This window comes from Halorubrum sp. F4 (assembly GCF_027257195.1).
Taxonomy (GTDB): Archaea; Halobacteriota; Halobacteria; order Halobacteriales; family Haloferacaceae; genus Halorubrum.
In genome coordinates, this window is the sequence record NZ_JAPDFS010000001.1 from 457655 (window position 1) to 469832 (window position 12178).

General features: G+C 58.4%; 16 protein-coding genes and 1 other RNA gene. 5 read left to right on the top strand and 12 right to left on the bottom strand.

Features of this window, described 5'->3' with window-relative positions; genetic code table 11:
• Positions 1-25: 25 nt before the first annotated feature.
• From OKW78_RS02320 to OKW78_RS02375, 12 genes are all read right to left on the bottom strand, one after another.
• A complete protein-coding gene (locus tag OKW78_RS02320) occupies positions 26-334 on the bottom strand; it encodes a hypothetical protein (protein WP_200531597.1) in 309 nt (102 codons plus the stop codon).
• Between the two features lie 76 nt (positions 335-410).
• Positions 411-1346: a hypothetical protein gene (locus tag OKW78_RS02325; protein ID WP_281193712.1), complete on the bottom strand. Its 936-nt coding sequence runs from the start codon at positions 1344-1346 to the stop codon at positions 411-413.
• Positions 1347-1361: 15 nt separating this feature from the next.
• Positions 1362-1697, bottom strand: coding sequence for a hypothetical protein (locus OKW78_RS02330; RefSeq protein WP_200531599.1), 336 nt, complete (start codon positions 1695-1697; stop codon positions 1362-1364).
• Positions 1697-2224, bottom strand: a complete 528-nt coding sequence (locus OKW78_RS02335; protein WP_281193713.1) for a SprT-like domain-containing protein — start codon at positions 2222-2224, stop codon at positions 1697-1699. Before OKW78_RS02335 ends, OKW78_RS02330 begins: the two co-directional genes overlap by 1 nt.
• 22 nt (positions 2225-2246) lie before the next feature.
• An RNA gene (locus OKW78_RS02340) (hammerhead ribozyme type II) lies at positions 2247-2315 on the bottom strand.
• Positions 2316-2585: 270 nt separating this feature from the next.
• Entirely contained in the window at positions 2586-3182 is a 597-nt protein-coding gene (locus tag OKW78_RS02345) for a hypothetical protein (RefSeq protein ID WP_281193714.1), read from the bottom strand.
• A gap of 677 nt (positions 3183-3859) precedes the next feature.
• A complete protein-coding gene (locus OKW78_RS02350) occupies positions 3860-4084 on the bottom strand; it encodes a hypothetical protein (RefSeq protein WP_200531604.1) in 225 nt (74 codons plus the stop codon).
• Between the two features lie 144 nt (positions 4085-4228).
• The gene (locus OKW78_RS02355) at positions 4229-4723 is read right to left on the bottom strand and encodes a hypothetical protein (protein WP_200531606.1); all 495 of its coding nucleotides are present in this window, start codon (positions 4721-4723) and stop codon (positions 4229-4231) included.
• A 151-nt stretch (positions 4724-4874) separates the two neighbouring features.
• Complete coding sequence (locus tag OKW78_RS02360) at positions 4875-5045, bottom strand: hypothetical protein (protein ID WP_281193715.1); 171 nt, start codon at positions 5043-5045, stop codon at positions 4875-4877.
• 125 nt (positions 5046-5170) lie between these two features.
• Positions 5171-5311 (bottom strand): hypothetical protein, encoded by a 141-nt coding sequence (locus OKW78_RS02365; RefSeq protein ID WP_200531608.1) that lies wholly within the window; start codon positions 5309-5311, stop codon positions 5171-5173.
• A 19-nt stretch (positions 5312-5330) separates the two neighbouring features.
• A complete protein-coding gene (locus OKW78_RS02370) occupies positions 5331-5912 on the bottom strand; it encodes a hypothetical protein (protein WP_200531609.1) in 582 nt (193 codons plus the stop codon).
• A gap of 1889 nt (positions 5913-7801) precedes the next feature.
• The gene (locus OKW78_RS02375) at positions 7802-8041 is read right to left on the bottom strand and encodes a HalOD1 output domain-containing protein (protein WP_281193716.1); all 240 of its coding nucleotides are present in this window, start codon (positions 8039-8041) and stop codon (positions 7802-7804) included.
• 126 nt (positions 8042-8167) lie between these two features.
• On the opposite strand from OKW78_RS02375, the gene OKW78_RS02380 reads away from it, so the two are divergent.
• The 5 genes from OKW78_RS02380 to OKW78_RS02400 all read left to right on the top strand — a co-directional run bounded on the left by OKW78_RS02380 (position 8168) and on the right by OKW78_RS02400 (position 12165).
• Positions 8168-8443 carry a hypothetical protein gene (locus OKW78_RS02380; protein WP_281193717.1) on the top strand — a complete coding sequence of 92 codons (276 nt, stop codon included), beginning with the start codon at positions 8168-8170 and terminating at the stop codon, positions 8441-8443.
• A gap of 693 nt (positions 8444-9136) precedes the next feature.
• Positions 9137-9895 (top strand): hypothetical protein, encoded by a 759-nt coding sequence (locus OKW78_RS02385; protein ID WP_281193718.1) that lies wholly within the window; start codon positions 9137-9139, stop codon positions 9893-9895.
• A gap of 4 nt (positions 9896-9899) precedes the next feature.
• A complete protein-coding gene (locus tag OKW78_RS02390) occupies positions 9900-10193 on the top strand; it encodes a hypothetical protein (RefSeq protein ID WP_281193719.1) in 294 nt (97 codons plus the stop codon).
• A gap of 76 nt (positions 10194-10269) precedes the next feature.
• The gene (locus OKW78_RS02395) at positions 10270-10458 is read left to right on the top strand and encodes a hypothetical protein (protein ID WP_281193720.1); all 189 of its coding nucleotides are present in this window, start codon (positions 10270-10272) and stop codon (positions 10456-10458) included.
• Positions 10459-10461: 3 nt separating this feature from the next.
• Positions 10462-12165 (top strand): hypothetical protein, encoded by a 1704-nt coding sequence (locus tag OKW78_RS02400; protein ID WP_281193721.1) that lies wholly within the window; start codon positions 10462-10464, stop codon positions 12163-12165.
• Positions 12166-12178: the final 13 nt, after the last annotated feature.

The following is a 12178-nucleotide window of genomic DNA, read 5'->3' on the forward strand; positions in this document are numbered from 1 at the left end:
GGGCAGGCCATCTCTTGAGCCACCATTAGGCGGTCACCGCCTCGGGTTCCTCCCCGAACTTCCCGGTACTTTCGTCGTACTCGGCCCCGGCGGCCTCGACGGCGGCCTTCAGTTTCGTGATGTGGCCGGAGGTCGTCACCGAGTATCCGTACCAGCCGTCATAGAAGACGATGTGACCGTCCGCGAATCGAGCCGCGATAACGGCTCCGTAGGAGTAGAGCAGGCCGCTGTCGTTCTTGCCCGTCGCGGAACGAACGTTCATCGTGCTGTTGTGGTGGTCGTAGTTGCCGTTTGCGAACGCCTCTCCGATTTCTTCAATGTTGAGTCGTGCCATAGTTGGGTCTGGTTGGTTCAATCGTGCCTGCCCGTCCCCCGAAGGGGGTCATCGGCAACGGTACGGGGAAGGGGTCTTAGTCGGCCTTGTAGGAGATGCCGCCAGCCATCCCCGAGTGCTTCTTGTGGCCCATAAACGCCGCCGCGTCATCGACGCAGTCCGCCGGGGCGTACACGTCCACCATCATCGAGAAGACGTTGCTCGTCGTCCCGAACCGGACGGCCATCGGGAACGGCGGTAACGCCTCGCCGCTTGTGAGGTCGTTAATGCGCTCGCTGAACTCGGACTTCTCCATCGTGGAGTGCCATCCGCCGCCGATAGTCGTGAACTCGTCCCACGCCTCGACCTCGACGTTGCTGGGGCCGTCGGAGTAGGAGCGCCAGCCATCGACGGGAACGCGCTTCTCGCCCAGCACAATGCCTTCAACGAGGTCGTAGACCGCGCCGGTCTCAAGCCATTCGTAGTCGCGGTTGTATTCTCCGTGGTCGAAGACCACCGACCCGTCGTAAGTGACCTTCCAGCGGCGACCGTCCGGCATCACCACCACAAGGGTACTTCCGTGGTAGTCCATCCCCTCGTAGCAACCGCCGCAGATGAACCAGCGGTCGTCGTCGGGGTCGATGTTCCAGCGGGCTGTTCCGGGGTCTTCGACCGGCTCGACGTGGGTGGGTTCGCCCCAGTCGTTCACGCCGTCGTAGGAGCCGTCGCCGCAGAAGTGACAGCCCTCGTCGGCCTCGGCCATAAACACGGTGTCGTCGCAGATAGCACACTCACCAGAGGTGATGTTCGCGGGGTCTCGAACGTGCCAATCCTCCGGCGGGAGCAGTTGTTCGACCACCTTGTACGGAAGGGGGCTTCCGTCCTTCATCGAGTAAAGCGCCGCCCGCCGGGCTTCGGCCTTCGTGAGACCGTCGGACTCCATCAGTTCCTCCACCCTCTGCGTGTAGAACTCGTCCGTGTCGTCAATCAGTTCGCTAAAGTCGTCGCTGTCGGTGTGGTTGTTTTCGCTCATTTTGGGTCTGGTTGGTTAGTGCTGGAATCGGTACACGGTGATAGCGTCGTGCTTGTCCCTCGGGTCGAGGAACGCCCAGCGGTTTAGTTCGACAATCAGGATGTAGGTCTGGAGCGTCGTCGGGTGCGACCAATGGAACTTGTATCGGTTGTCACCCTCGGCTTCGTAGACCTCGCCCTCTTCGATACAGCCCCGTATCACATCGCCTCCGATGCGGCGGGAACGGCGCTCGTTTACGAAGTGGTCGGTCGGTTGGTACTCCCCCGGCTTTCGGGGGACGGCCTCAAGCGTGAAGTCGTGGGAGTAAGCGTCGGCGTAGTCGTCCCACTCTTTGTGAGAGATGACGCTCATTATGCGTCCTCAACACGAATCCGCGCTCGGCAACAGCCCGAGCGGTACGGGCCGGGGTTCTCCACGATTTTCGACCGCTTGAATCGGGGCGTCTTCTTGCCGCAGGCCTCGCAGACGAGGAACCATCGGGCTTCGTCGTCAGCGAACGTCGGGCAATGCCGGGGCGCGGCGAGTTCTCGGGCCTTCCGCTTGAACGTCGGGCCGTGACTCCCTTTTCCGTGGGTTTCGTACTCCCAGATGTGGACGAGTTCGTGGCGAATCGTCCCCTCGAAGTCGTCGCCCCAGCCCCACGACTGGTACGCCTTCCACGCGAACCTCATAAAGAGGTCACCGTTCTTCTTCCCCGCTTTCCCCGCCGCCCGCTTGAGTCGCTTTGAGACTTGAATCTCGACCTCGTCAAGCGGTACGTCTATGTCCACGGTCTCGGCGTAGGCCCGAATCACCCCCTTGAGTTCATTTGGAGATAGGCCGTCTCCGGGCCGCTCGAACTGTTCATCGTCGTCGGTATCAGGTAGTCGGAACGTCATTTGGGTCTGGTTGGTTGCTGACGCTTGGTTGCCGTCGTCAGGCCCCCGAGTTCCACTCGGGAACGACGCCCCCAGAAGGGGCGTTTCGGCTTCAGCGTCGGAGAGTCGCCTCGGCGTAATGGCCGGTCGGGAACAGCAGGGAGACCGTAGTTTCCCGCCTGTCCTTGATGAGCCGGGGCCGCCACTCCCGAAGGGAGATACGTCCGACAGCGAGGGTCAACTTCATCGGTCGTCTCCCATCAGGTGGCCGTACTTCGTTTTCTCTCGGCGCTTCCGTCGCGCCTCTTTTTCGCCCGCCTGTTTAAGTTCGCGTTTCACGTCGTCTGGAAGGGTATCTTCGAGGTTCATCTGGGTTGGTTGGTTACTGAAGGTCTCCGGGGTAGTTCCGGTAACAGAGGTTGGCCCACCGAGTCGGAGCGAGGAACGTCTTTTGCTCGAACTCCGGGTTCGAGAAGCCCCCTTCCAAATAGTAGGCCAGCCCCGTTTGGCCGACGACTTCCTGAAATGTGAGGCGGTGAACCGGCTCGGGATACCACGCCTTCATCGCGTGCCACTTCTGGAACTCCCCCCAGAAGGAGAAGTCGCAGTCGTTCTTGTAGTGGCCCCAGTAGTCGTGAACCGCTCGGCTCTTGAGGTTGTCATCCCGGCTAATGTGGCTCGGGTGGGTGCCGCCGGAGAAGATTTTGAGTCGGTCGTTAACGACTATATCCGAACACATCTCCTCGTAGGTCTCGTAGGGGTCTTCCTCGGTGAACTCGACGTGAACACCGTGAGCCTCGATGGCGTCGAAGAGGTAGTCGTTCATCTTGAGCAGAAGCCGGACGGCTTCGAGTAGTTCCTCGGAGGTCTCACCGTAGACTTCCATCTCGTCGTATTCTCGTCCAATCGTTTCAGCGACCTGTCGTTCGGTGAGCCGGTGGTTGGTCGGCGTCACCGTAAGGTGGTTGTTTGCTCCCATTTGGGTCTGGTCTCCGTGTTCCTCGGGCTGGTTACGCCGTCATCGGAAGCCCCGCCGGGGAATCGAACCCCGGAGCCGCCAATCAGGGCCGCGCCTTAATCGGGCGCGAGTTGGTTACTGGCTGTCGCGTTCCGCTCTCAAGCCCCCCGAATCTTCCCCCGTGGCCGTTCCCCGGCTCGCTCTTCGAGCCGTTGCTATCGCGTCGTCAATCGTATCAACGTCGCCTTTCACCATCTCGAAGTCGAAGTCCGATAAGGCCCCTTCGTCGTTCAGTCTCGATGCCTCTCCGATTACGATTTGAAGTGCGTCTCTGTAATTCATTAGAACCGTCCGATTACGTTCGCCCCGCTGTACGTTTTGGTCTCGCCGCTCGGGAACCGGAGAATTAAATCCAGTTCGTCATACCACCACGTTTCAACGCCCTCGACCTCGACCTCCTCGCGGTCGTGAAGGACGACAACGTTAATCGGCGTCATATGTGGTCTTCAAGCCACACGAATCCGTCCGTCTCAAGCCACGCTTCGCCGTCAGTCAGAAGAGCGGTTCCACTCTGAGTTAGTTGAATCTCTGGGTTCATTTGGGTCTGGTCGGTTACTCTGGTTAGGAGAGTCGGCGTTCCTGCTGTGTTGGGGTATCCCCCCTTCTAACTTGGTATGAGATGATAACTGTATCGGCGGTTAGACGACACGCCGTGGGGAGAGTTCGTCTTCGACCTCCAATACCAGCGGCTCGGAGTCAGTATCAATCGGGTTCTCCGCCGTGAAGAACACTCCCCAAGTGTCGTCGTCGTATTGGTGAAGGCTGTAAGCCTCCGTGTAGTTCTCGTCGTCGTCAAAGGCTTCGTTGAAGCCGATTACCGCTTCGTCCCACGTCTCAGCCGTCACAAGTAATTCGTATTTCATTTTCAATCTCGTCGTCGGTCTCGCTCCGCCATCGCACGTCCCGCTTCGGCGTCCATCCCGCCCTTGACGTAAGCCCGGATGTGCTTCATCAGGTAGTCGTCGTTCAATCCTCGAAGGAACTCTCGGTGTTGCTCGGGGTTCATTTTAGATACCCCCGACCGGGGCGGCGAGGCTCAGGGCCATACCGGCGAGCCGGTCGTCGCTTTCAATCTCCTGCCAGCGTTCGACCTTGGCGAGAAGGCGCTCGCGTTCCTCGTCGGATTTGAAGCCCCAATGCCGAACCGCCGACTCAATCAGGGCGTCGAGGTCGTTCTTGAAGCAGGCCGAGCCGCGTTCACACCAGCATCCGTATCGGCGGCCTTCGGCCTCGATGGCCTCTCGGCCTTCCCGGTAATCGGAGACGTGGCGGGCGGCGTGGTACGGCCCGGCGTAGCCGATTGAATCCGAGACGATGGCGGCGATTAGTTCGGCATCCTCCATCGTGTCCGCTGTTAGCGTGTTCTGCTCTTCGGCGCAGTCGTTACACAGATTCTCGAAGTCGTCCTCGAACTCGAATTGTCGGTAGGTATCAGCGCCCCGAACCGAGGTCGAGTATTCGTTAACGTCACAGCAGTCGCACTTCGCAAGGCTAAGGTTCATTTTGGGTCTGGTTGGTGGGTTGGTTTACAGGCAGTCCGAATATCCGCAGGCTTCACAGCCGAACGCTCCGAGCGAAGCCATCCCCAATTGGATAGGTTCGTCTTCCCAGTAGGCGTCTTCGGCGTCGCAGTCTTCGGTGAAGTGGCACATTTTACTCGAAGAGGTCGTTCATCACTTCGCCGTCCTGACGCCGCTCGCGCTCTTCAGCGAACGCCTCGCGGTTTCGGTTGTGGGTGATAAACAAGTCGTCGGGGGAAGGGTCAGCGGCCCCGCCGTAGGTCTGGTACGATTCCCGGTCGTCGCCGTCGTCGTAGTCACTCATCGTTGGGTCTGGTTGGTTTTGGCCTAAAGGCCAAGAGCCGAGCCGGGAATTGAACCCGGCGAGAAGCCCGCCGCCTTCTCGGCAAGCCGCCATCTAAACCCCGTAAGAGGTCTTATCCGTTTCGGTCAGAGGTCGGCGGGGTCGGAAAGCCCCCAGCCATTATGGAAGGCCAGCCGTTCGTCCATCTCGAAGTCCGGCTCAACGTCGGCGTTTCGGTCGTCAAGTGCTACGGCGTCGGTTTCGTCAGGGTCGTAATCGGTGAACATTTGGGTTTGGTTGGTTGCTTCAGTTGTCGTCGTCCTTCAGGAGACCGGCCTCCTTCAGCGCCTTGTAAGCCTCGGCGGCTCGGGCTTCGCCAATCCCCGAGATACCTTCGAGGACTTCAGTAACGGTCGTTTCATCGGCGCTCACTTCGTACCACACCTCTTCGGGGGCTTCGTATTCGACAGGGACGAAGATGGGGTCTTCGTCGTCCCCGAAGTCGTCGGCGGGAAGGCCGAAGTCCTCGGCGGTCTCGGCGGTAATCACGTCGAAGTCCCCTTCGGGGGTCTCGAACTCGTCCTTGTATTCGGGAAGGTTCCCCGGTAGGTCTTGGCAGGTCTCCTTAAGCCCCGGCTCGTCGTCGGTGCCGTAGGCAATCGCCGCGAAGTGGCCGTAGTGGTCGGCCCACGGCGACTTACCGGAGTCCTTCACTTTTGCGACGCCGAGGGCCTTACACGACTTCTTAAGAAGTCGAACCATCGAGATGGCCTTCCAGTAGTCTTCATACTCTTCGATTCTTTCCCCACCGAAGGTGGTTTCGTCGTTGCTGTCGCTGTCGGTCTGGTTGTTAGCGGTGCTGTCGGTCTGGGTCGGGAGTTCAAACATTTGTTTGGGTCTGGTTGGTTTGTTTCACGTCCCTCAAGGGACGGAGCCAAGGTCATCGTCAAAGGCGAGGTAGGCTATTTCCCCGCGACAAGGCCTTTAGGGCCTTGTTTCGACCATTTTCTTTTCCCCCGAAGGGGGCTTTTGGGTAAGTTGGTTTCGTCGGCGGTTTTGTCCGTTTTCGCGGTTTCAAGCCACCAAAATCAAGTCCATTAACCCCCGCTTCGGGGGTTTTAGTACGACTTAATCCCGAAGGATAGGCTGGATAAGTCCCTTCTCCCGTCGCATATCCCGCCGACTTACCACGGGCTTAGAAAAGCCCGGAATAGTCGGGATTAACCCCCAGAAGGGGGCTTGCGCGAGGTACTACGGATAGATTAGCCTAATCGCCGCTGGGTCGTATGATAATGGTGTTTTACCGTTTTCCGGTTAGTTAAACGTCCTAATCCCGGTTTACGGTCTCATAGGTAAACCCCGCCGTAGCCACACGACGTATGGAACTTAGCACAATCCCCGGCGGGAAGGGTGCTAAGGGGGAATACCGGGCTTCTTAAGCCGGTTTTCGGCGTTACCCACTTTTACGTGCGTATGGGGGCTTAAAGCAAGGCTGGTTAACCGCCTTGCCGTCTTTGTCTCCCGAGGGAGACTGGATATGCTGGGGTTGCGCTATATTGTATTTTTCCGGTGATTGACGTTTCCGCCGAGTTTGGCCGCTAATACGACCGCACACACTACCCTTAGACGGTCTCAAGCCGTCAGTCAGACGCTTACGCGCCTTTAAGGGGGCTAAGCCGACCGATACTCCTTTTCTCGGGGGCTTCGGGAGCGTTTACCACACTTGCCCGGTGCCTTACCAGCATACCCACACTCTTGCCCCCGGCCTACCCGACCGGCGGGGGCAAGCAAGTTGAAAATCCTCCAACCCCGAGGGGCCTTCATCGGCATCCTACCGTAAGACTGGGGAGTATATAAACTTGTCGTGGACTCTGGAAACGCTGTCTGTGGGGGTTTGAGTAGGCCAAGCCCCCCGTCTCCAGATAGTTGACACTAAATCGTGTTATAGCATACCATAAAGAACCGTGACATAGCCGTAGGGGGCTTGAGACCGCCGAGAAGGGGCCTTAGAACGGATATAGATATAAAGAGTCGTTGTGTTGGGTAGGCTGACAGGATGGGCGGAGGGTGATGCGGGGGCGCTATTCCCGCCGCATAGGGCTTGAAACCGCCGTGAAAGGCCTTTGAAGGGTCACCGTGAAAGGGTCTCCGTGAACAATCGTGTACGTCCCTCCCGCGCCGTAGCCTGAAACCCCCGAATACTAACCCCTCGCGGCTTCTGTCGGCGTTTTAGGGTAGGCCGCCGAACGGCCCCCGTAGGGCATTACGCATAGTAATATCTGGGTCATCTTATTTGAGTGTATCGACGCCCGAGAAGGGGCCTAACTGGGTGTTACTACTGGGTAGTAAGCAGGGTTGCTGGGTCGGGAGACCGCCGGGAAGGGCCTTGAAAGGGCCTTGAAAGGCCGCATAAGCCCTTGAAAGGCCCCTACGGGGGTTATTACACCACTTGCTGGGCAGAATCCGATTTAATACGTTAGTTGCCTCGAAAATATCCAGATTTTGGGTATATGAACGGTCTTGAAAATAATTTCCTGAAATTCTCCGTGCGCGAAGGGCCTCTGCTCGGCTCACAGCAACGAGTTTATAGAATCAGCGACTCAAATCCGGTTGGTCGCTTGACGGCGACCGTCAAAGGGGCCTTGTCCGCTTGCCTACCACGGGGAAAGGCCCCTTTTCAGAAGTCGCCGGACTCTCCTACGCTTTAGGTGATATAAGGACTTGCTGTATAAGGAGTGTCAATCGCCCAACTCGGCGGGAACGGGGCGAGCCGGTGATTAGTCGAGAGCAACAATCTCAGAGATTCCGTGCGTGGTGAGCGTGACCTCGTAGCCTTGATAGACGAACGACACTCGGATGGAAGAGCCGGGCTTCGGATTCTGTAATAGGTTTTCCAGCGCGTCAACGTCAATGACCTCTTGTATCGGTGGGTTGAGTTCGGTTGGGTCGGTGTCCTCGCGCTCGGAGACCTCCTCTATGGCCTCGTAAATTATTGAGTCAGTAGATGCACTATCCATTATGAGAAGTTCAGGGCAGGCAACATAAAAGAGTCAGGAAGTAGGAAGCGCGTTCCTGCCGCTCTCGGCTCGGTGAGGGTACACAGATTTTATCGGAGGATAGGTTCTATTCGCCAAGGAGACCTAATGAGAGAGCATCCGCCGGAGTACGACATTGCTGACCGAGAAGAGGGCGATGACATACTTGCTCGGGGCGACGTGGTCACTCACAACGGGAAGGAGGTCAAAATCTACGACTTCGAGGAGGAGATAGTGTACGTCGATGAGGACGGCGAGCCGTCGAGGAGTCTCGCGGTGTACCACTACTTCCTCGATGACTTCTCTGGGGACATTGACGAGGTGCCGAAGAAGTACGTCCAGTCCCTCGAAGTCGGGAACTTCCTGAATCTAATGGATATCTGAGTATGGAAAGTGGGGGCGTTGGGTAACCAGCCCTGCGACGCGCCCCCGGTCGCCGTCTGAGTTGACCTTGGGGGCCAACCAGACCCAAATGTGGGCCTCCGTAACCAGCGGAGTGCCCGTGCTGAGAGAAGGTGTCGGGGTACTAAAAGCGTTCCGTGGAGCGCCCAGAAGTATGCTTCTCTGTTCTCACACAACGGCTATAATAGCAGACGGCGTACCGATTAATCGTAACGGGAGAGACACGGCGACCGCCCGCTTGCCTACTACGGGGTAGTCGCCTGTAATCTCCCCCGTTGCTCTCCAGCGCGGGCAAAAAGGTAGATTTCCGGGGAAGTGGTAATATTTTCTGGTACTCTGGGTGCTACTACCGAGTGAACTGACAGCCTCTCCGAGAGGTCACTTATAAAGGCACGACCCCCTATATAAAAGGGTGTATATTATTAGGAGTGAGACAAACTGGCTTCAGCAGGACTCAGTTGGGTCTGGTTCTTCTGTTTCAGTCTTATCCGGTGACCGCTCATAGGGGCCAGTTGGTCTCGGTTCTACCCTTCTACCCAATTCAGGGAACAGAGACTCCTAATCAGGGAGTCGGCGTTCCCGCTGGATTGGACTAAACCGGAGTGGTCACTTCTGGTTGGTCTACTACGGGCATCTTCTACTGCCCAAATCTACTCTCCCTTTCAGTACCCTAATATGGCGAAACAGTCAGTCAGCGGCAAGACCGAAGCGGAACTCGCCCAGATGCGGGCCGAGTTCAGCGGGAAGCCGCGCTCTCGAATCTACGACTTCGAGGACTGCTACTGTCTCGCTAAGATACCGCATCAACCCGACGACTACGACGGCCCCGACCGTTACTGCGCCTCTCACAATCTCGACTACGAGACGAAGCGGTGCAAGTTCCACGGCGGAGCCGGGCACGGTAACCCCGAATCGCTCGACAAATACGCTAATCTCAAACACGGTATGAAGGCAACACGCAAGGCGCTACTCGACACGATGACCCGCGAGGGGAACGAGTGGCAGGTCGAACTCTACGAGTGGGTCACAGAGGAGTGGCCCGAGGCTTATGGAGTAGACACCGCCACCGACCCGAACGCGGAGTACGAGTTCCACGCGCTTGCTCTTGAGATTATCCGAGCAGAGCGAGCCGAGGGTTGGATTTTCAAGGAAGGCGAGAAGGGGTCGAAGAAAATCTTTGGCCCGGATGGGAGCGTCCACTACGAGGACGTACCCCACTACCTCGCCGATATGATGCAACGCCAGCGGAAGTTGATTATGCGGATGGAGGACAATCTCGGTATTAGTCGGAAGGCCCGGCTCAAGGCCGAGAAGACGGACGAGGCCAGCGACCTCATCAAGTCGTTTGCGGAGGTCGGTGCCTCGCTCATCACCCAGTCCGACAAGGCCTACGACCCGGACGAGTTCGGGCCTCCGTCGGATTCTGCGGAATAGGAAAATGACGTACCTACAACTGTTTAGCGCGGGATACCTGATTGCCCCGGAGGTTCACGTTCGACCCTACGACGGCAGGAACGCCATCGTCGCACAAGACCTCTACGCCGACCTCGAATACGCGGTCGGCGGCCCGGTCTACGTAGCGGTCTCCGGCGTCCGGTATCAACTCAAGCCCGAACACGGTGTCCCCGCTGACACGTTGGCTCTCCCAGAAGACCAGTTCCCGTTCCCTCACGAGGAAGGCGACGTGATGCTGGTCGAGAAGGAGGGCGCGGTCGGAGGCCGGTTTGCGTGAGCGCGTTCCCGCAGTTATGCGCTCTCCCGACCTCGGCGGTTCCCCATAATGGGAACCAACGGTTGCGAGTACGCTGATGGCGGCTTCTTCCCACGCAGGCCCCGGTGAGGGGCTTGACAAGCCGGAAGAGGTCATCATCGAGACCCACGAGGAGTTCGACCGAGAACGGCTGTTCGTCGGTTGGCAGGGAAACGGCTACACCGAAGACACCTGCTGGCTTCTCGCTGACCTCGATATCGTCTGTAAACTGTCGTCTTGGGAATAATCTATGGAAGAAGACGGAGATATCCTCACAGCCTTTGCTGAACAACTCGGCGTCGAGCCGGAGGTTGTGGAGGAACGCTGGGACGGTCGCCCTGACCGTCTGATGGAGGATATCTTCCGTATCCGTGATATGGACACGGGCGAGGTTCGAGACCTCGAACTGTTCGAGACACAGCGGAAGGCCGTTATGGCCTACTTCTACGGCAACGCCGACACGATTAACAACTACAAGGGTCGGCGTATCGGGTACTCGTTCATCTACGGCCTCTGCTTTCTGGTAGAGGGGATTCTCGTTCCTAACTCGTTCTACCCCGTGGTTTCACGGAAGTACGAGCAGGCCGAGAACCGCATCGAGGATATCGAGAACCTGATTGACAACGCGAAGGTCGATATTCCGACGAATTTCGTCAACAAGGGCGAAATCGAACTCTGGAACGGCTCGGGCTACAAGGCCTACTCCGGTGACCCGGACGCCTCTCGTGGTGACAAGTCCGCACGGGCTGTTCTCCTTGACGAGATGGCCTTCATCGAAGACCAGAATAAGGTCAAGCGTGCGTTCGGGGCTTTCCTCTCTCTGGGGAAGAACCGGAAGATGGTGCAGGTCTCGACGCCGAACGTCAAGAACGACCTGTTTATGACTACCCACAATCGGGGAACCGAGAGTGGGTACGACGAAGACGGCAAGCGTGTTGGCGTCATCGCCATCAAGCAACCGTCGTTCTACAACGCCGACGAGATTGACATAAACCGCCCCCTCTACGAGCAGGATGTTCAGCCGGTTCGCCCGGATATGAACATCGAGATGATAGAGGACGAGCGGGCGTCCGACCCGCTCGGGTTCGGGCAGGAATACCTCTGTCGGCCCATCGTTGACGAGTACCGCTTCTTCTCCGAGGAGGCGATTGCGGAGGCGATGGAACGCGGCGAGAACGTGCTGACGGGTCTGGAACTCCCGAGCGCGGACTTCCGCGTTATCGGCGTGGACATTGGCATCTCGAAGGACGACACCGTTGTTCAGGTGTTCGACCACGACGGCTCCCGGCGGATTCACCGCTATATGGAGGTCGTGACCGACGAGGTGCTGGCCCAGCACGGGTTCGGCTCCCCCGACCGGGGGAACGCCCGTCAGGTCGCCACTCGAATCGCCCACCTCTTCCGGGCGCTCGACGCCGACCTCGTCGTTCTCGACAAGACGGGGCCGGGCGAGACCTTCGACCGGCAGATTACCGAGAAGTTGGGAAGGGCCGTTCTCGGCTTCAACTTCTCAGACAAGCGGCGCGTCGAGGAGATGATGGGAGACTTCAACAATGCCCTACGGAACGGGCAGGTCTCCTTGATTCCCGACGACCGCTTCCGCGACGAACTTGAGTCCGTCGTGAAAATCAAGAAGGAGGACTGGTCGGTGCCGAAGTTCTCCGGCAAGGACAACTCCGAGACGGGGAAGGACGACACGGCGATGGCCGCTGTGTTAGCCGCTTTCCCGCCGGGTTACGCAGTCCAGCCGGGGCGACAGGCCGACCAGCGCAGTCCCGACGACTCCTTCAGCGAGATGGGGGTGACGGAGACCCCGCAGACCCCCGAGAAGCGCGACGTATCGAGAGAGGCGGCCCAGCGCCACGCAGACGCGGCGTTCGGGTCAGCCAGTATCAATAGGAGCAGAGGCGGATACGGTTCGCGGCGCTCCTACACAGCAAGACACAGACGCTAATCTATCTACTAAC